General features: G+C 60.0%; 16 protein-coding genes. 13 read left to right on the top strand and 3 right to left on the bottom strand.

Annotation, left to right across the window (positions count from 1 at the left end; genetic code table 11):
• Positions 1-84: 84 nt before the first annotated feature.
• From AC30D7_RS12250 to pcaC, 9 genes are all read left to right on the top strand, one after another.
• Complete coding sequence (locus AC30D7_RS12250; RefSeq protein ID WP_018926877.1) at positions 85-942, top strand: CoA transferase subunit A; 858 nt, start codon at positions 85-87, stop codon at positions 940-942.
• A complete protein-coding gene (locus AC30D7_RS12255) occupies positions 942-1,721 on the top strand; it encodes a CoA-transferase subunit beta (RefSeq protein WP_111455065.1) in 780 nt (259 codons plus the stop codon). Before AC30D7_RS12250 ends, AC30D7_RS12255 begins: the two co-directional genes overlap by 1 nt.
• Positions 1,718-2,923: a 3-oxoadipyl-CoA thiolase gene (pcaF, locus tag AC30D7_RS12260; protein ID WP_349745785.1), complete on the top strand. Its 1,206-nt coding sequence runs from the start codon at positions 1,718-1,720 to the stop codon at positions 2,921-2,923. Before AC30D7_RS12255 ends, pcaF begins: the two co-directional genes overlap by 4 nt.
• A gap of 37 nt (positions 2,924-2,960) precedes the next feature.
• The gene (pcaH, locus tag AC30D7_RS12265; protein ID WP_111455066.1) at positions 2,961-3,665 is read left to right on the top strand and encodes a protocatechuate 3,4-dioxygenase subunit beta; all 705 of its coding nucleotides are present in this window, start codon (positions 2,961-2,963) and stop codon (positions 3,663-3,665) included.
• 1 nt (position 3,666) lies between these two features.
• Positions 3,667-4,233 (top strand): protocatechuate 3,4-dioxygenase subunit alpha, encoded by a 567-nt coding sequence (gene pcaG, locus AC30D7_RS12270; RefSeq protein ID WP_018926873.1) that lies wholly within the window; start codon positions 3,667-3,669, stop codon positions 4,231-4,233.
• 189 nt (positions 4,234-4,422) lie between these two features.
• Positions 4,423-5,718: an MFS family transporter gene (locus AC30D7_RS12275; RefSeq protein WP_019580913.1), complete on the top strand. Its 1,296-nt coding sequence runs from the start codon at positions 4,423-4,425 to the stop codon at positions 5,716-5,718.
• A gap of 45 nt (positions 5,719-5,763) precedes the next feature.
• A complete protein-coding gene (locus AC30D7_RS12280; protein WP_490134222.1) occupies positions 5,764-7,128 on the top strand; it encodes a 3-carboxy-cis,cis-muconate cycloisomerase in 1,365 nt (454 codons plus the stop codon).
• 11 nt (positions 7,129-7,139) lie between these two features.
• On the top strand, positions 7,140-7,946 hold the full coding sequence (pcaD, locus tag AC30D7_RS12285; RefSeq protein WP_096479633.1) for a 3-oxoadipate enol-lactonase: 807 nt from the start codon (positions 7,140-7,142) through the stop codon (positions 7,944-7,946).
• Positions 7,947-7,956: 10 nt separating this feature from the next.
• Complete coding sequence (pcaC, locus tag AC30D7_RS12290) at positions 7,957-8,349, top strand: 4-carboxymuconolactone decarboxylase (protein WP_007935810.1); 393 nt, start codon at positions 7,957-7,959, stop codon at positions 8,347-8,349.
• A gap of 108 nt (positions 8,350-8,457) precedes the next feature.
• On the opposite strand, the gene AC30D7_RS12295 is transcribed toward pcaC, so the two are convergent.
• Complete coding sequence (locus AC30D7_RS12295; protein WP_490134223.1) at positions 8,458-9,717, bottom strand: OprD family porin; 1,260 nt, start codon at positions 9,715-9,717, stop codon at positions 8,458-8,460.
• Between the two features lie 620 nt (positions 9,718-10,337).
• Here AC30D7_RS12295 and AC30D7_RS12300 point away from each other — a divergent pair.
• The 4 genes from AC30D7_RS12300 to AC30D7_RS12315 all read left to right on the top strand — a co-directional run bounded on the left by AC30D7_RS12300 (position 10,338) and on the right by AC30D7_RS12315 (position 14,362).
• Positions 10,338-10,601 (top strand): Os1348 family RiPP precursor, encoded by a 264-nt coding sequence (locus AC30D7_RS12300; RefSeq protein WP_490134224.1) that lies wholly within the window; start codon positions 10,338-10,340, stop codon positions 10,599-10,601.
• A 122-nt stretch (positions 10,602-10,723) separates the two neighbouring features.
• Positions 10,724-11,200 carry a GNAT family N-acetyltransferase gene (locus AC30D7_RS12305; protein ID WP_490134225.1) on the top strand — a complete coding sequence of 159 codons (477 nt, stop codon included), beginning with the start codon at positions 10,724-10,726 and terminating at the stop codon, positions 11,198-11,200.
• A gap of 14 nt (positions 11,201-11,214) precedes the next feature.
• Positions 11,215-12,375, top strand: a complete 1,161-nt coding sequence (locus AC30D7_RS12310; protein ID WP_490134226.1) for an aKG-HExxH-type peptide beta-hydroxylase — start codon at positions 11,215-11,217, stop codon at positions 12,373-12,375.
• A 16-nt stretch (positions 12,376-12,391) separates the two neighbouring features.
• Complete coding sequence (locus AC30D7_RS12315) at positions 12,392-14,362, top strand: multinuclear nonheme iron-dependent oxidase (RefSeq protein ID WP_490134227.1); 1,971 nt, start codon at positions 12,392-12,394, stop codon at positions 14,360-14,362.
• 71 nt (positions 14,363-14,433) lie between these two features.
• Here AC30D7_RS12315 and emhC read toward each other — a convergent pair whose 3' ends face one another.
• Positions 14,434-15,894, bottom strand: a complete 1,461-nt coding sequence (emhC, locus tag AC30D7_RS12320) for an efflux RND transporter outer membrane subunit EmhC (RefSeq protein WP_490134228.1) — start codon at positions 15,892-15,894, stop codon at positions 14,434-14,436.
• Entirely contained in the window at positions 15,894-19,055 is a 3,162-nt protein-coding gene (gene emhB / locus AC30D7_RS12325; RefSeq protein WP_490134229.1) for an efflux RND transporter permease subunit EmhB, read from the bottom strand. Before emhB ends, emhC begins: the two co-directional genes overlap by 1 nt.
• Position 19,056 lies beyond the last annotated feature (1 nt).

Genomic DNA, 19,056 nt, shown 5'->3' on the forward strand with positions numbered 1-19,056 from the left:
GGGCTTAATCTTCAGTCATTCCGGCGCTGCGCATCGGCGCCTTTTTCCCACACTGTCGGTTAACAATAAACGGGAGCCTGCCCCATGGCTGAAATCCTTTCGCTGCATGACGCGGTGAAGCAGTTCGTCAACGACGGCGATACCGTCGCGCTCGAAGGCTTCACTCACCTGATTCCTACGGCGGCCGGTCACGAAATCATTCGTCAGGGCAAGAAAGACCTGACCCTGGTGCGGATGACGCCTGACTTGATCTACGACCAGTTGATCGGTGCCGGTTGTGCTCGCAAACTGATTTTCTCCTGGGGCGGCAACCCCGGCGTCGGTTCGCTGCACCGTCTGCGTGACGCAGTCGAGCGGCAGTGGCCGCATGCGCTGGAAATCGAAGAGCACAGCCACGCCGACCTGGCCAATGCCTACGTCGCGGGCGCTTCGGGCTTACCGTTCGCGGTGCTGCGTGCCTACGCCGGTTCCGATCTGCCGAAGGTCAACCCGCTGATCAAGACCGTCACGTGCCCGTTCACCGGCGAAGTGCTGGCGGCGGTACCGTCGGTGCGTCCGGACATCACCGTGATTCACGCGCAGAAAGCCGACCGCCAAGGCAACGTGCTGCTCTGGGGCATCCTCGGGGTGCAGAAAGAAGCGGCGCTGGCGGCCAAGCGTTGCATCGTCACCGTCGAAGAAATCGTCGATGACCTCAACGCACCGATGAACGCTTGTGTGCTGCCGACCTGGGCTCTGAGCGCGGTCTGCCACGTACCGGGCGGCGCGCATCCGTCCTACGCCCACGGTTACACCGAGCGTGACAACCGCTTCTACCAGGCCTGGGACCCGATTGCCCGCGACCGTGAAACCTTCACCGCGTGGATCAACGAGTACATCCACGGCTGCGCTGACTTCAGCGAGTTCCAGGCCAAGCTGGCCGCTGCTTCGGAGGCCAAGTAATGACTTACACCACCAATGAAATGATGACCGTCGCCGCCGCCCGCCGCCTGAAAAACGGTTCGGTGTGCTTCGTTGGTATCGGCCTGCCGTCGAAAGCCGCCAACCTGGCGCGACTGACGTCCTCGCCCGATGTAGTCCTGATCTACGAATCGGGTCCGATCGGTGCCAAGCCAAGCGTACTGCCATTGTCGATCGGTGACGGTGAGCTGGCGGAAACCGCCGACACCGTCGTCCCGACCGGCGAGATTTTTCGCTACTGGCTGCAGGGCGGGCGCATTGACGTCGGCTTCCTCGGCGCCGCGCAAGTCGACCGTTTCGGCAACATCAACACCACTGTGGTCGGCGACTACCACCAGCCGAAAGTTCGCCTGCCGGGTGCAGGTGGCGCGCCGGAGATCGCCGGTTCCGCCAAGAGCGTGCTGATCATCCTCAAGCAGTCGGCGCGCTCCTTTGTAGACAAGCTCGACTTCATTACCTCGGTTGGTCATGGCGAGGGCGGTGATTCGCGCAAACGTCTCGGCCTGCCAGGCGCCGGTCCTGTCGGCATTATTACCGACCTGTGCATCATGGAACCGGAAGCCGGCACCCATGAGTTCGTGGTCACAGCGCTGCACCCAGGTGTAACCCGTGAGCAAGTGATCGCGGCCACCGGTTGGGCGATTCGTTTTGCCGACACGGTTGAAAACACCGCCGAGCCAACCGAAGTCGAGTTGACCGCGCTGCGTGATCTGGAAGCCCGCACTGCGGCGGCCCACGGCCAAGCACCCGGAGAAGCCTGATGCGTGACGTTTATATCTGCGACGCGATTCGTACCCCCATCGGCCGTTTCGGCGGTGGCCTGTCGGCGGTCCGTGCCGATGACCTGGCCGCCGTGCCGATCAAGGCGTTGATAGAACGCAACCCGTCGGTGGACTGGAACGCGGTGGACGAGGTGTTCCTCGGCTGCGCCAACCAGGCCGGCGAAGACAACCGCAACGTGGCTCGCATGGCGTTGCTGCTGGCGGGGCTGCCGGAAACCATTCCTGGCGTCACCCTCAATCGCCTCTGCGCTTCGGGCATGGACGCTATCGGCACTGCGTTTCGGGCCATCGCCAGCGGTGAGATGGAGCTGGCGATTGCCGGTGGCGTCGAATCGATGTCCCGCGCGCCGTTCGTGATGGGCAAGGCGGACGCCGCGTTTTCGCGCAACATGAAGCTGGAAGACACCACCATCGGCTGGCGTTTCATCAACCCGTTGATGAAAGCCCAGTACGGCGTCGATGCAATGCCGCAAACCGCCGATAATGTGGCCGACGATTACCAGGTTTCCCGCGAGGATCAGGACGCTTTCGCACTGCGCAGTCAGCAACGGACAGCCGCCGCGCAAGCCGCAGGATTTTTCGCCGAAGAAATCGTTGAAGTGCGCATTGCCCACAAGAAGGGTGAAACAGTGGTCAGCCAGGACGAACATCCTCGCGCCGATACCACACTCGAGACCCTGGCCAAACTCAAACCGGTCAACGGCCCCGACAAAACCGTCACCGCCGGCAATGCCTCCGGTGTGAACGACGGTGCTGCAGCGCTGATTCTGGCTTCGGCCGAAGCCGTGAAGAAACACGGCTTGACCGCCCGCGCCAAAGTGCTCGGCATGGCCAGCGCCGGCGTCGCACCACGGGTGATGGGTATCGGCCCGGTGCCGGCGGTGCGTAAATTGACTGAGCGCCTGGGCCTGGCGGTCAACGATTTCGACGTGATCGAACTCAACGAAGCCTTCGCCAGCCAGGGTCTGGCGGTGCTGCGTGAACTGGGACTGGCGGATGACGCGGCCCAGGTCAACCCGAACGGTGGCGCCATTGCCTTGGGCCATCCGCTGGGCATGAGCGGTGCGCGTCTGGTGCTGACTGCACTGCATCAACTGGAAAAGACGGGCGGCAAGAAAGGCTTGGCGACCATGTGTGTCGGTGTCGGTCAGGGCCTGGCCTTGGCGATCGAACGGGTCTGACGCACAGAAGCGACTAATAAGAATTGAGGAAAGCGCAATGACTGACAAACCAGGTTACCGTCGCCCGCAGGCGGGCACTCAGCCGGAATACCTGCACCCTCCTTATCAATCCACCAACCTTCGCTCGCCGTCCAAGCCGTTGGTGTTTTTGCCTCATTCGCTGTCGGAAATCACCGGCCCGACCATCGGCGCCGAGCGTATTCAGGAGCGGGACAACGACCTGACCGCCCAGCACTCGGGCGAGCCATTGGGTGAGCGGATCATTATCCACGGTCGTGTACTGGATGAAGACGGTCTGCCGGTGCCGGGCATTCTGGTGGAGATCTGGCAGGCCAATGCCGCCGGTCGTTACAACCATGCCCGCGATCTGCACGACGCACCGATGGACCCGAACTTCACCGGTACCGGCCGCACCGTGACCGACGCCGATGGCTGGTATCAATTCCAGACCATCAAGCCTGGCGCCTACCCGTGGGGTAACCACCACAATGCCTGGCGTCCGGCGCACATCCATTTCTCCCTGTTCGGGCCGAGCATTCTGACGCGCCTGGTGACCCAGATGTATTTCCCGGGTGACCCGTTGCTGGCTTACGACCCGATCTACAACTGCGTGCCCGATACCAGCGCCAAAGAGCGTCTGATCGCCAGTTTCGATCTGGAAAAAACCATCCCTTCCTATGCCCTCGCTTATCGTTGGGACATCGTTTTGCGCGGCCGCGACGCCACGCCGATGGAGAAATAAGATGACGCTGAACGCGACCACGTCCCACACCGTCGGACCGTACTACCACATCGGCCTGACCTGGCTGAACCGTGAAGACCTGACCGTTGAACAGACCCTCGGCGAGCGTGTGGCGATCACCGGGCAAGTCGTCGACGGCAATGGCGACTTCGTCAACGACGCCATGCTCGAAGTCTGGCAGGCCAACGCCGCCGGCAAGTACGATCACCCCGAAGACGATCAGGACAAACCCCTGGACCCGAATTTCGAAGGGTTCGGCCGGGTGCCGGTGGATGCGCAAGGGCGCTTTCGCTTTACCACGATCAAGCCGGGCACTGTGGAAGGCCTGAAGGGCACGACCCAGGCGCCGCACCTGGTGGTGCTGGTGTTTGCTCGCGGGTTGGTGAAGCACTTGCTGACGCGGATTTACTTCGATGGTGAGCCGGCCAACGTGGCGGATCCGCTGCTCGAGTGCGTGCCTGCCGAACGCCGTGGCACCTTGTTGGCGAAGCAGGATGCTGCGGGTGTTTATCAGTGGAATGTGATTCTGCAGGGGACGGATGCGGAGACCGTGTTCTTCGATTATTGAGTTCGCTTGAGATCATTCGCGGGCAAGCCTCGCTCCTACAGATATATGTAGTCGCGGATATCGCGTACATCCGTAGGAGCGAGGCTTGCCCGCGAAGGCGTCCTCACTGACGCCAAAGAATGTTCCTGCGGAACGGGATTGTTGCAAAGTATGTCTAGACTCTCACGGTCCCCACAGAGCGAAAAAACAATGACAACCTCCACAGCTGTCTACACCGGTGAAGAACGCAGCAAAAGAATCTTTGCGATTGTCGGCGCCTCGTCCGGCAATCTGGTCGAGTGGTTCGACTTCTACGTCTACGCCTTCTGTGCGATCTACTTTGCCCCGGCCTTTTTCCCGTCCGATAACCCCACGGTGCAGTTGGTCAATACCGCGGGCGTGTTTGCCGCCGGGTTTCTGATGCGCCCCATCGGCGGCTGGATCTTCGGTCGGCTGGCGGACAAGCACGGGCGCAAGAATTCGATGCTGATCTCGATTCTGATGATGTGCTTCGGTTCTCTGCTCATCGCTTGCCTGCCGACCTACAACAGCATCGGTGTCTGGGCGCCGATCCTGCTGCTGTTCGCGCGCTTGCTGCAGGGCTTGTCGGTGGGCGGCGAATACGGCACCACCGCGACCTACATGAGCGAAGTCGCCCTCAAGGGCCAGCGCGGGTTCTTCGCGTCGTTCCAGTACGTGACGCTGATTGGCGGGCAGTTGCTGGCGGTGTCGCTGGTAGTGATCCTGCAGCAGTTCCTCAATGAGGATGAATTGCGTGCCTACGGCTGGCGGATTCCGTTCGTGGTCGGTGCGGCGGCGGCGTTGATTTCGTTGTTCCTGCGTCGTGCGCTCAAGGAAACCAGCAGCAAGGAAATGCGTGAAAACAAAGACGCCGGCAGCATCGGTGCGCTGTTCCGCGATCACAAGGCCGCCTTCATCACCGTGCTGGGTTACACCGCCGGCGGTTCGCTGATTTTCTACACCTTCACCACGTACATGCAGAAGTACCTGGTGAACACCGCCGGCATGCACGCCAAGACCGCCAGCTACATCATGACCGGCGCGCTGTTCCTTTATATGTGCATGCAACCGTTCTTCGGCATGCTCGCCGACAAGATTGGCCGGCGCAATTCGATGCTCTGGTTCGGCGCCCTCGGCACGTTGTGCACCGTACCGATCCTGTTGAGCCTGAAAAGTGTCAGCAATCCGTTCCTGGCCTTTGTGCTGATTACCGTGGCGCTGGCGATCGTCAGTTTCTACACCTCGATCAGCGGTCTGGTGAAAGCCGAAATGTTCCCGCCAGAGGTGCGCGCCTTGGGCGTCGGCCTGGCGTATGCGGTGGCCAATGCGATCTTTGGCGGTTCGGCAGAATATGTAGCGTTGAGCCTTAAAGCCGGGGGCATGGAAAACTCGTTCTACTGGTACGTGACGGTGATGATGGCGGTGGCGTTCCTGTTCAGCCTGCGTCTGCCGAAACAGCCGAAGTATCTGGAAAACGACCTTTGATTTTTATGCGAGGGCCTTACAGGCCCTCGCCTGCAAGGACTGTTTATGAATCAGCGACCGGGCAATCAATTGTTCGATGCCTACTTCACCGCACGTGACATGCGTGAGGTGTTCTGCGATCAGGGCCGGGTTCAGGCCATGCTGGATTTCGAAGCCGCGCTGGCCCGGGCCGAAGCGCGGGTTGGCCTGATTCCACAAACGGCAGTCGCGTCTATCGAAGCGGCCTGCAAAGCCGAGTATTACGACTTCGCCGCGCTCGGCGAGGCGATTGCCACGGCGGGCAATTCGGCGATCCCTTTGGTCAAGGCGCTGGGCAAGCAAATCGCCAAAAGCGATCCTGAAGCCGAGCGCTACGTGCATCTGGGCGCAACCAGCCAGGACGTGATGGACACCGGCCTGGTGTTGCAATTGCGCCGCGCGCTGCAACTGATCGAAGCTGATCTGGCGCAGCTGGGGGATACCCTCGCGACCCAGGCCAAGCGATACGTCGCCACGCCGCTGGCCGGGCGCACCTGGTTGCAACACGCGACCCCGGTCACCCTCGGCATGAAGATCGCCGGTTGGCTGGGCGCGGTGACTCGTAGCCGCCAGCGTTTGCTGGAACTCAAGCCGCGCCTGCTGGTGCTGCAATTCGGTGGCGCCTCCGGCACCCTCGCGGCCCTTGGCGATCAGGCGATGCCGATTGGCGAAGTCTTGGCCGCAGAACTGCAACTGACCTTGCCGGAACAACCCTGGCACACCCAACGCGATCGTCTGGTGGAGTTCGGCGCGGTGCTTGGCTTGATCGCCGGCAGCCTCGGCAAACTCGGCCGCGACATCAGCCTGTTGATGCAGACCGAAGCCGGCGAAGTGTTCGAACCGTCGGCACCGGGAAAGGGCGGTTCCTCGACCATGCCGCACAAACGCAATCCGGTGGGCGCGGCGGTGCTGATCGGTGCGGCGACGCGGGTGCCGGGTTTACTTTCGACTTTGTTCAGCGCGATGCCCCAGGAACACGAGCGCAGCCTGGGCCTGTGGCATGCCGAATGGGAAACCCTGCCGGAGATCTGCTGCTTGGTGTCGGGCAGCCTGCAACAAGCGCTGTTGGTGGCCGACGGACTGGAAGTGGACGCGATGCGCATGACCCGCAACCTCGACCTGACCCAAGGCCTGGTGCTCGCTGAAGCCGTGAGCATCGTCCTGGCGCAACGGGTCGGTCGCGACACCGCGCATCATCTGCTGGAGCAATGCTGCAAGCGTGCTGTGGCCGAGCAACGTCATCTGCGCGCGGTACTCGGCGACGAGCCGCAAGTGACCGCCGAGTTGTCGGACGCTGAACTCGATCATCTGCTGGACCCCGCCCATTACCTCGGTCAGGCCCATACCTGGGTCGAGCGAGCGGTGGCTGAACATTTTGCGTTGACTGCCTGAAGGAGACTGCTGTGGCATTCGTACAACTCGCCGAGGGCGAACTGCACTACCAAATTCAAGGGCCGCAACTCGATGGCCCTGAAGAAGCGCCGGTACTGGTGCTGTCCAACTCACTGGGCACCGACCTGCACATGTGGGACGCACAAATCCCGGCGTTCACCGAGCATTTCCGCGTGCTGCGTTTTGACACCCGTGGTCACGGCAAGTCATTGGTGACGCCAGGGCCGTACAGCATCGAGCAACTGGGCCGCGACGTGCTGGCGCTGCTGGATGCCTTGCACATCGAGCGCGCGCATTTCTGTGGTCTGTCCATGGGCGGGTTGATCGGCCAGTGGCTGGGGATCAACGCCGGTCAGCGTTTGAACAAACTGATCGTGTGCAACACCGCGGCGAAAATCGGCGATCCATCGGTGTGGAACCCACGAATCGAAACCGTGCTGCGTGACGGCGCGGCGGCGATGGTCGCATTGCGTGATGCGTCGATTGCGCGCTGGTTCACTCCGGATTTTTCCGCCGCCAATCCGGCAGCGGCGAAGCAGATCACCGACATGCTTGCGGCCACCTCGCCTGAAGGCTACGCGGCCAATTGTGCGGCAGTGCGCGATGCCGATTTCCGCGATCAGTTGTCCTCGATCAAGGCGCCGCTGCTGGTGATCGCCGGCACAGAAGACGCGGTGACGCCGCCGTCTGGCGGGCATTTCATTCAGGAACATGTACGGGGCGCCGAGTACGCCGAGTTCTACGCCGCGCACCTGTCCAACGTTCAGGCCGGCGCTGCGTTCAGCGAGCGGGTACTGGCGTTTCTTTCCGGTCATTGAGGGGTTTTTTGTGGACGAGAAACAACGTTACGACGAGGGCATGAAAGTCCGTCGCGCAGTACTCGGCGACGCCCACGTCGACCGCAGCCTGAACGCGCTGACCGAGTTCAACTCGGAGTTCCAGGAGATGATCACCCGCCACGCCTGGGGCGACATCTGGACCCGCCCGGGCCTGCCGCGCCACACCCGCAGCCTGATCACCATCGCCATGCTGATCGGCATGAACCGCAACGAAGAACTCAAACTGCACCTGCGCGCCGCCGCCAACAACGGCGTGACCCGCAGCGAGATCAAGGAAGTGATCATGCAGAGCGCGATCTATTGCGGCATTCCGGCGGCCAACGCGACGTTCCACCTGGCCGAGTCGGTGTGGGATGAGTTGGGGGTTGAGTCGCGGGAGTGATCCGCGAAAGTTGTGTTGCTTGAGCTGACGTCTTCGCGGGCAAGCCTCGCTCCTACAGGTGGTGTGATCTGTAGGAGCGAGGCTTGCCCGCGAAGGCGTTTTAGAGTCTTACAGCAGGCTGATCGGATAGCTGACGATCAACCGGTTCTCATCGAACTCGTTGTTGCTGAAGTCACGGCGGATGGTGGAGTTGCGCCATTTGACGTTGAGGTCTTTGAGTGCGCCGCTTTGCACGGTGTAACCCAGTTCGCTTTCGCGGCCCCATTCCTTGCCGTCGCTGGTGGTGGCGGTGTGGACGTTGTCGCCGCTGATGTAGCGGTTCATCAGGGTCAGGCCCGGCACGCCCAGAGCGGCGAAGTTGTAGTCGTGGCGCACTTGCCAGGATTTTTCCCGGGCGTTGTCATAGCTGGAGTTGTAGCTGTCGTTGGCCAGGGTGCCGCCGCTGGTGCCGTTGACCCGCATCCAGGCGTTGTCGCCGGTGAGTTTTTGCAGGCCGACGTAAAAGGTATTGCCACCGTATTTGGCCGAGAACAGGCCCGACCAGGTTTTGTTGTCCAGCTCGCCCGCCCGGGCGCTGCCGTCATCCTTGCCGTAGAAGAACCCGAGGTTGGCGCCCAGGGTCCAGTCGCCCAGCGGTTGGGTGTGGATCAGGTTGACGTATTGCTGGCTGTAGATGTCTTTGAGTTCAGCATTCCACAAGCCGATCTGAGTGCGCTTGTCGTTGAAGGCATATTCGACGCCCTGGAAGTTGAAGCGGTCTGACTTGAAGGCCGCTTTGCCGGTCATCGACATGTCGCTCATGCTGCTGTCGTCGCGCGGGCTGTTGGCGCGGAACTGGCCGCCGTAGAGCGTCAGGCCATCGATTTCCTTCGAAGTGATCTGGCCGCCACGGAAGGTTTGCGGCAGCGAGCGACCGTCGTCCGAACGCAGGATCGGCAGCACCGGCATCCATTCGCCGACCTTCACTTCGGTCTGGGACAGCTTCGCCTTGAACGCCACGTTGGCGCGACCGAAGTTGTCCGCCGGGCGGCCATCGTGATCCAGCGGCAGCAACTGCGTCCCGCCGGTGCCTTTACCGCCGTCGAGCTTGACCGAATACAACCCCAGCACGTCCATGCCGAACCCGACGGTGCCTTGGGTGAACCCGGATTTGGCGTCGAGGATAAAGCTTTGCGTCCACTCTTCAGCCTTGCCCTGGCTCTTGGTCGGATTGGTGAAGTTACGGTTGATGTAGAAGTTACGCAGGTTCAGGTTGACCTTGGCTCCTTCGACAAAGCCCGCTTCCTCGGCCAAGGCGGGCAGGGCCACGCCGGCCAATGCGATGGCGATCAGGCTGGGAAACAAATACTGCGTGGTGGAGGAAGTCATGGGCTCGGGTCTCTCTAATTGTCAGGGATAAAGCACTACTCAGCCGCAACCAAGGGGTCGCAGACAAAAAATCGAATTCGGATAAGGGGGCGGGCGAGATCAGCCGGAGCGCAGAGGGCGCGTAGTCATGGTGTCGGACCTTGTTGTTATTGATTTTTGCAGGTGCGGACAATGGTGCGAGGGATGGGCGGGGGGATTCAATTGGGGGGGATGGGGTTTTGGGCGATTAACGAACACTAATCGACGTCAGCGTGGGCGCGGACGGTATGAGGCATTCCTAATAAAATCCCATAGTTATTCGGGTTGATAAGGGGCGTCCGCAGGTGTGTTCTATTAATGGCGCCTTGTTGTTTTTCTGATGTTAGATGGAAGTGTTTATTGCTTTAGTTGTAAGACGTTTCCTACAGTGTTGGCTGTCATTAAAGGTAGATCAATAGTCGCCGGTTAAACTTAAGAATTGGTGTTGTCGGTTATCGTAAAAAGATTTAAAGAGAGCCATGGGCTTGGCTGGAAAAGAAAAGAGGCCTTGCTATATTCAAATTCCTCAGGCGGGCAAAAGAAACTCTCTTGCTTCGTCAGGGGATGTTTTTCGTCATGCCGAAATAACAAGGAGAAGTACCATGGGTAATAAAGTCAATCAGGAACGTTTGGCCTCGGTTCTGGGACGGGCCGTGCTGGACGAAAAATTTGCCAACGCCTTACACAGTGATCCGGCAGGGGCGGCTAAAAATATTGGCGTGCACTTAAGTACTGACGAGATCGCGGCGGTTAAAGGTATTGATGCTGCAAAACTGACGGCAGCTTCCTCCAGCATTCGGAACAACCTGGGGATACGCGCGGTATTTGATACACAGAACCAGCAGCAACAAGCGCGCATGGATTAACGGTGGGTGATGCCATTTGGCGTGCCACGAAAGGTGGGCTTTTACGGTGGTACGCCGAATGGCCTTATCAGACTCATGACCTGAAGCGCTCGGGCGCGGCTCGGGCGCGGAGTGAATGACGCATGTCTGTCACCTTGGCTCCAATGAATGACGCGGACTTTGTTACGTTCGCCGAAAGAGCCCTTGCTGAATATGGCGACGGGATGGTCGCCGCCGGCGAGTGGGGCCAGGAGGAGGCGTCGCAAAGGGCACGAAGTGTCTTCGAGCAATTGTTGCCGCAAGGGCGACTGACTGAAAAGAATCAACTCTGGGTGATCGAGGATCAAGCGCGGCGTATCGGTGAGTTATGGGTCGCCGAACGACACGCTGGCGCCGGTCGGATCGCCTTCATTCTGGATATTTACATTGACCCCGGCGAGCGCCGCCAGGGTTATGCAAAACAATCGCTGCTGGCCCTGGAATCATGGGCGAGCCAGGCGGGATGCAAGGAAGTGCGGTTGCATGTCTTTGGTCGCAACGATGCGGCGCGTCGTCTTTATGAACAACTGGGTTATGGCATTGCCAGTCTGACAATGGCGAAGCCGTTGCCGCCAACCTAAGGGAAGGTTGAGAAATGGACATCGGTAACAGTGGTCAACGTGAGCTCTCGGTCGAGGATTTATTTCAGGGCACGACCTTCCTTGCGGATTCGGAGCCTTCGCGATTTGAAGTCTTGCTGGAGCGTGTCAGTCGAAATCGATACACCAGCTTTGTTGCGCTGTACACCGAACTTTTTCAGTTGTTTCCCAACGCGCCACATCTGGCAGAGTTTTTTGAACAGGCATTTAATCTTATCGTCCCTCCGACCCGTGAACAGCGCTTGATTATTAATGATCCGGTGTTTCAAGTGTGGAATGTACTGACCGCTCATTATGCCAATCTGGTCATCACGAAAAAGACCGAGGACAGGAGTGAGCTGGAAAAAATGCTGTTTGAATTTCCAGAGATGTTAGTGCGTGTCAAAGCATCCGATAGTTCCCGCATGAATCATTATTGCCCCCCTGTGCATCGGTTTGATGTCGATCCGCTGGTAGCGATAGTGATGCCGCCCAGCTATGAGTTTCCGGAGGATGAAGCCGTCCGCAAACAGTTGGAGCGTAGCGGTTACTCCGTACGTTTTTTTTGCGACGTGGTGAATATTGCCCTGTTGCGCATAGAGCACACATGGCCCGCCTGCCGTGAGCAAATCAAAAAACTGGTCAAGTCGATTTTCTATTTACCCGATGGTTCATTTCGAAGCTGTTCGGCGTCCCGTTTCACCGGAATCATCCTGTTGTCGAGCCGGGATGATTCGATACTCGATCTGGAAGAGTCCCTGGTGCATGAGGCCACTCATCAGTTGCTCTATCACATTGTCGAGGCGTGCCCGGTCGTTAAGGAAGAGACCTCGCGGGAGCCGTTGTACACCTTGCCGTGGTCGGGACAGAAGCGTGACTTTTATGGCTACTTCCACGCGTTTTACGTGTACATCGCTTTGGTCAAATACCTGGGGCGGGTTCGTTCGCGTTCGACCGATGAGCTGCAACGGGCGCAAAACCGTCTTCTGTACATTCTGCGAGGCTTGATCAAGGCATTGCCGGACTTTGAGGCCAGCACTGAATTCACCCCACAAGGACGTCAACTTCTGGAAAACCTCGCCAAAGAGGTCAGAGCGCAGGAAAACCAATATGCCGGGCTGTTGGCGATATCGGGGACTGATACTGAGCAACAACGCTTGCTGGGTCTGACCGCCTGAAGCCGGGGAGGCTCACATGGGGATGTTTGATGCCTCGTCCTATCCCGAGGCCGGAGTAGGGCTGGAATACCATTTGCCACGGCGCAGGGCACAGGATGACCGGTCGGAGGATGGACTTGACCCGACGGTCGAGCGAATTCTCGCTGAGGGTTTGCCGCATTTCGATTACGTCGAGTTTCAGCCGACCCACTGCATCCTGCAGCCTCGTTTACTTGACGTCAGCGCTCGAGTACCGAGCCTGCTGCACTCGTCCAGTTTGTCCCTGGGCAGTGTGGGCATCGCGATGGATCGCGAATTTCTGAACATGACGCGGAGACTGTGCGACAAAACCCGCTCGCCGTGGCTGGCCGAGCATATTTCCTGGTCGCGTTTCCACGGTGGCGATACGCAGCATTTCATTTTGCCGACCCTGGCCCAAGAGGTGGCTGACACGGTGGTGGCCAATGCCATCGAATTGCGCGAGCTCACGGCCACACTGCTGGTGCTGGAAAACGCACCGCGGTTGTTTTCATTGCCGGGCGCACAAGAGCAGTCCGAAGGCGAGTTCATTTCCAGTGTGGTGGAGCGCAGCGGCTCGGGATTTTTGCTGGATCTCGACAGCGCGATCACGACCGCCAGAACCCAGGGTTACGACCTGAACGACTATTTGCGTTCGTTGCCGCTGGACCGATTGATTGAAATTCACACCAGCCATCCACGGCGGGATTGGGACATTTTGCGTGAATTGTTTAAGTCATCCCCGGTGAAAGCGATCACCCTGGAGTGGGATATTTCGCGCAAAACCGATGACGCGGAACTGTTGACCTTGATCAAGGCCATCAAGTCCTTGAGGCCCAAGGCCCTGTTCTGGCAGGGGCTTGATCAACAGGGCGATCAACAGACGCCGTCGGAGGGCGCGCAGACCCTGCTGAAACTCAGGGAAAGCACCTGGCTCAGCGTTGGTTCGGCGTCGTTTTTTATCCGGGACCGGCAGCAGGACTTGAGCCTGGAGTTTGACGTGACGTTGCTGCCGTTACTGCGCCACTTCCTGAGCCCGCAGACGCTGGAGAGTGCCTTGTTGCTGCCGGGGGTTTTGCAGAGTCCGGCGCAGGACGACAACCTGGCATTCCTGAAGACGCTGGTCAGCCACGGTGTTTTGCTGCCCGTGGTGAATCAATCGGGTTCGGTCACGTATAACCAGGGTAAGCATTCGCTCAACCTTTGGACCCGCTGGGATGCAGCGCTGGAGTTTTACCTGAGTACCCGGACCGGCTCGCACACGCCCTACATCAGCGTTGCCGAGCTGGAAACGGAGCTGGAGCAAAAGGCCTCGGCGCAACCTCAGCCGTCGGCGTTCAAGGACTACTGGTCCCATCCGTTCATCGCCCTGGAAAACCCGCTGCTGCCTGCCTGTGCGATCGCTCAGCCGACGCTGCTGGACTCGCTGTGCAATCGCCGCACGTCGCGAACCTTCAGTGATCAGCCGTTGAGTTCGGAACAACTGTCTTTGTTGCTCTACTACACCTGGGGCGCGACCGTCGTGCAGCACAACCGCATGGGTGACTATTTCCTGAAGAAAACCTCGCCGGCGGGCGGTTCGCTGCAGGGCACCGAGGTGTATGCGGTGCTGATGAATGTGCAAGGTTTCGAGCGGGGTCTTTACCATTATTCGGTGCGTCGTCACGGGCTGGAGCTGCTTTCCCTGGAAGACCCGCGAGCCTGGATCAGCGAGGCCTGTGGCGGACAGGCGTGGGTCAAGGATGCGGCAGCGGTGTTCGTTTCCACGGCGCGGGTCGAGCGGATGGCCTGGAAATACGAATTCAGCCGCGCATTGCGGGTGGCGCTGATGGATGCCGGGCATCTGAGTCAGACCTTTTCACTGTTGGCCACCGCGCTGGGCTTGGGCAGCTTCACCACTGCGGCGTTACGCGACGAAATGTTCGAAAACCGCTTGGGGCTCGATTACCTGGAGGAGCCGGTGTTTCTGGTCAATGGTGTTGGGAGGTGAAGCGAACAGGCCAGTTTGTTCACGGCCAACAAAAAGCCCACCAATCGGTGGGCTTCGTGTTTACGGCGCTATCAGAACAACTTCATCTTCGGCGCTTCTTCTTTCAACGGCTCGTTCTTCGCCGTCTGTTCATTCCAGCCACCGCCCAACGCCTTGTACAGGTTGACCGCACTGGTCAGCTGCGCCAGGCGGTCGGTGATCAGCGCCTGTTGGGCACTGAACAGCTGGCGTTGGGCGTCGAGGAAGGTCAGGTTGCTGTCGACCCCGATGCGATAACGACGCTCGGCCAGACGGTAGTAGTCTTGGTTGGCGCTGACGAAATCACGCTGAGCCTGCAACTGCTCGGTGTAGGTCTGGCGTGCAGCCAGGCCATCGGCGACTTCCTGGAAGGCCGTTTGAATGGACTTCTCGTAGTTCGCCACGCTGATGTCTTTCTGGATCTTGGAGTAATCCAGGCTGGCACGCAGGCTGCCGGCGTTGAAGATCGGCAGGTTGATTTGCGGCTGGAACAACCAGGTGCCCGAACCACCCTTGAACAGACCGGACAAGTCCGGGCTCAGCGAGCCGGCATTGGCGGTCAGGCTGATGCTCGGGAAGAACGCCGCCCGCGCCGCGCCGATGTTGGCGTTGGCGGCCTTGAGGTTGTATTCGGCCTGGAGGATGTCCGGGCGACGCTGCAGCAAGTCCGACGGCAGGCCGGCCGGCACGTCGCTCAGCAGGTCGTCCGACAGTGGCTTGGCTGCTTGCAGATTGGCCGGGATTCCGGTGCCGAGCAGCAACACCAGGCTGTTTTCATCCTGAGCGACTTGACGGGTGTATTTGGCCTGTTGCGCACGGGCGTTTTCCACCGAGGTACGCGACTGGGCCAGATCCAGCGCCGAGGCTACGCCCACTTCGTTGCTGCGCGAGGTGAGCCTGTAGCTCTCCTCGAAGGCGCCTAGGGTTTCCTGGGTCAGCTTCAGCAGCTCCTTGTCGGCCTGCCAGGTCAGATAGGCATTGGCCACGCTGGCCACCAGACTGATCTGCGTGCTGCGCCGTGCTTCTTCAGTGGCGAAGTACTTCTGCAGGGCTTCTTCGCTCAGGCTGCGCACCCGACCGAACAGGTCGAGTTCATAAGCGCTGATGCCGACGGTGGCCGAGTAGGAACTGCTGATGTTCGCTTCGCCGGTTTGCGAGGCCCGTGCCGGAACCCGCTGACGGCTACCGCTGCCGGTGGCCGAGACCGCCGGGAACAGATCGGCGCGCTGGATGCGGTATTGAGCCGCATAAGCGTCGATGTTCAGCGCCGCGACGCGCAGGTCACGGTTGTTCTCCAGCGCGGTCTGAATCACCTGTTGCAGCGCAGGGTCGTGGAAAAACTGCTTCCAGCCCTGTTCGGCGGCTGCCTGGTTGGGCGCCTGGGCCGGCGAATACGCCGGGCCTTGCGGGTATTGGCCCGCCACCGGTGCTTCAGGCCGCTGATAATCGGGTATCAGCGAGCAGCCACTCAGCACGAAAGCGGTGACTGCCAGGGAGAGTAGCGACTTGCTCATTAGCCAGCCTCTTGAGAAGTTTCAATGGCGTCATCCTGGTCAGCGACTTTGCGCTGGCCCATGGACGACACGGTGACGAAGAACAATGGAACCCAGAAGATCGCCAGGATCGTGGCCGTGAGCATACCGCCAATCACCCCGGTACCGATCGCATGTTGGCTACCCGAACCTGCGCCCGTGGAAATGGCCAGCGGTACCACGCCGAGCACGAATGCGAGCGAGGTCATGATGATCGGTCGCAGACGCATCCGGCAGGCTTCGATCGCTGCATCGCGCAGGCTACGCCCTTGCTCATGCAGCTCCTTGGCGAACTCGACGATCAGAATGGCGTTTTTCGCCGCCAGACCGATGGTGGTCAACAGCCCCACCTGGAAATACACGTCGTTGGACAGGCCGCGCAGGCTGGTCGCCATCAGCGCACCGATGATCCCCAGCGGCACGACCAGCATGACCGCGATCGGGATCGACCAGCTTTCATACAACGCCGCCAGACACAGGAACACCATCAGCAGCGACAAGGCGTACAGCGCTGGCGCTTGCGAGCCGGACAGGCGCTCTTCGTACGACAGGCCGGTCCAGGAAATACCGACACCTGCCGGCAGTTTCTTGGCCAGGGCTTCGACTTCGGCCATGGCTTCACCGGTGGAATAGCCGGGCGCCGGGGCACCGAGGATTTCCATCGCTTCCACGCCGTTGTAACGGGCCAGTTTCGGCGAACCGTAGATCCACTGACCCTTGGCGAACGCCGAGAACGGAACCATGGTGCCGGCGCTGTTGCGCACGTACCACTTCTTCAGGTCTTCAGGGCTCATGCGAGCGCCAGGCAGGCCTTGCACGTAAACCTTCTTCACACGACCGCGGTCGATGAAGTCGTTCACATAGCTACTGCCCAGGGCAATCGACAGGGTGTTGTTGATATCGGTGAGGGTCACGCCCAGGGCGCTGGCCTTCTCATCGTCGATTTCCAGCTGGTATTGTGGCTCGTCGTTCAGGCCGTTCGGACGGACTTGCGACAGGACCTTGCTTTGCGCCGCCATGCCGAGGAACTGGTTACGGGCTTCCATCAGCTTGTTGTGACCGATACCGGCGCGGTCCTGAAGGAACACGTCGAAACCGGTGGCGTTACCCAGTTCCAGTACCGCCGGTGGTGCAAAGGCAAACACCATGGCATCGCGGAAGGTAAAGAAGTGTTGTTGGGCACGGGCCGCCAGGTTGAACACGCTGTTGTCGGCGTTACGTTCGTCCCACGGTTTGAGCATGATGAACGCCATGCCCGAACTCTGGCCACGGCCGGCGAAGTTGAAGCCGGTCACGGTAAACACCGAGGCCACCGCATCGCCTTCGCCGCCATCCTTGCTCGGACGCAGCAGGAACTCGCGCATTTCATCCACGACCACTTGCGTGCGCTGGGAGCTGGAGCCGGCCGGGGTTTGCACTTGGGCAAACAGTACACCCTGGTCTTCTTCCGGCAGGAACGCCGTTGGTATGCGGGTGAACAGCCAGATCATGCCGACCAAGATGATCAGGTATGCCAGCAGGTACGGAGCCTTGTGCGCGAGCATGTTGCCGACGCCGCGCTCGTAGCTTTTGACGCCACGGTCGAAGTTGCGGTTGAACCAGCCGAAGAAGCCGCGTTTCGGCGTGCCATGCTCGCCTTTCGGAATCGCCTTGAGCATGGTGGCGCAAAGCGCCGGGGTGAAGATCAATGCAACCAGCACCGACAAGGCCATGGCCGAAACGATGGTGATCGAGAACTGCTTGTAGATCACACCGGTGGAGCCACTGAAGAACGCCATCGGCAGCAGTACCGCCGACAACACCAGGGCAATACCGACCAGCGCACCCTGGATCTGCCCCATGGATTTCTTGGTGGCCTCCTTGGGTGACAGGCCTTCTTCGCTCATGACCCGTTCGACGTTTTCCACCACGACGATGGCATCGTCCACCAACAAGCCGATGGCCAGCACCATACCGAACATGGTCAGGGTGTTGATGCTGAAGCCGAATGCCGCGAGGATCCCGAATGTACCCAGCAATACCACCGGCACGGTCATCGTGGTGATGACGGTGGCGCGGAAGTTCTGCAGGAACAGGAACATCACCAGGAACACCAGCACGATCGCTTCGACCAGGGTTTCAACCACACCCTTGATCGACTCGGTCACCACCGGGGTGGTGTCGTACGGGAACACCACTTCCATCCCTTGCGGGAAGAACGGTTTCAGGTCATCGATGGTTTTGCGCAGGGCCTTGGCGGTATCGAGGGCGTTGGCACCGTTGGCCAGTTTTACTGCCAGACCGGAAGCCGGGCTGCCGTTGAACTGGGCGCTGACGCTGTAGTTCTCGCCACCCAGGCCTACTTCGGCGACGTCTTTGAGGCGAACCTGCGAACCGTCCTTGTTGACCTTGAGCAGGATTTCCTTGAACTGCTCGGCGGTCTGCAGGCGGGTCTTGCCGATGATCGTAGCGTTCAGTTGCTGGCCGGGCAGGGCGGGCAAGCCGCCGAGTTGACCGGACGAGACCTGGACGTTCTGCGCCGCGATGGCGGTTTTCACGTCCACCGGGGTCAGGTTGAAGTTGTTCAACTTGGCCGGATCGAGCCAGATCCGCATCGCGTACTGGGCACCGAAGACCTGGAAGTCACCGACACCGGCGGTCCGCGAGATCGGATCCTGCATGTTCGACACGATGTAGTTGGACAGGTCGTCCTTGGTCATGCTGCCGTCACGCGACACCACACCGATGACCATCAGGAAGTTTTTCACCGACTTGGTCACGCGGATGCCCTGCTGCTGCACTTCTTGCGGCAGCAGCGGGGTGGCCAGGTTCAGTTTGTTCTGGACCTGAACCTGCGCGGTATCGGAGCTGGTGCCCTGCTCGAAGGTCGCGGTGATGGTCATGCTGCCGTCGGAGTTACTTTCCGACGAGACATAACGCAGGTTGTCGATACCGTTGAGCTGTTGCTCGATCACCTGCACCACGGTGTCCTGCACGGTTTGTGCAGAGGCGCCGGGGTAAGTCACGGAGATCGCAATGGCCGGAGGCGCAATGCTCGGGTATTGGTTGATCGGAAGTTTGAGGATCGATAAAGCCCCGACCAGCATGATCACCAGGGCAATTACCCAGGCGAAAATCGGACGGTCGATAAAAAATTTCGACATG

This window comes from Pseudomonas sp. DF5, assembly GCF_058148225.1.

Coding starts and splice junctions, on each gene's coding strand:
- AC30D7_RS12250 (WP_018926877.1), top strand. CDS start 85: ATGGCTGAAATCCTTTCGCTGCATGACGCGGTGAAGCAGTTCGTCAAC.
- AC30D7_RS12255 (WP_111455065.1), top strand. CDS start 942: ATGACTTACACCACCAATGAAATGATGACCGTCGCCGCCGCCCGCCGC.
- pcaH (WP_111455066.1), top strand. CDS start 2,961: ATGACTGACAAACCAGGTTACCGTCGCCCGCAGGCGGGCACTCAGCCG.
- pcaG (WP_018926873.1), top strand. CDS start 3,667: ATGACGCTGAACGCGACCACGTCCCACACCGTCGGACCGTACTACCAC.
- AC30D7_RS12275 (WP_019580913.1), top strand. CDS start 4,423: ATGACAACCTCCACAGCTGTCTACACCGGTGAAGAACGCAGCAAAAGA.
- AC30D7_RS12280 (WP_490134222.1), top strand. CDS start 5,764: ATGAATCAGCGACCGGGCAATCAATTGTTCGATGCCTACTTCACCGCA.
- AC30D7_RS12295 (WP_490134223.1), bottom strand. CDS start 9,717: ATGACTTCCTCCACCACGCAGTATTTGTTTCCCAGCCTGATCGCCATC.
- AC30D7_RS12300 (WP_490134224.1), top strand. CDS start 10,338: ATGGGTAATAAAGTCAATCAGGAACGTTTGGCCTCGGTTCTGGGACGG.
- AC30D7_RS12305 (WP_490134225.1), top strand. CDS start 10,724: ATGTCTGTCACCTTGGCTCCAATGAATGACGCGGACTTTGTTACGTTC.
- AC30D7_RS12310 (WP_490134226.1), top strand. CDS start 11,215: ATGGACATCGGTAACAGTGGTCAACGTGAGCTCTCGGTCGAGGATTTA.
- AC30D7_RS12315 (WP_490134227.1), top strand. CDS start 12,392: ATGGGGATGTTTGATGCCTCGTCCTATCCCGAGGCCGGAGTAGGGCTG.
- emhC (WP_490134228.1), bottom strand. CDS start 15,894: ATGAGCAAGTCGCTACTCTCCCTGGCAGTCACCGCTTTCGTGCTGAGT.
- emhB (WP_490134229.1), bottom strand. CDS start 19,055: ATGTCGAAATTTTTTATCGACCGTCCGATTTTCGCCTGGGTAATTGCC.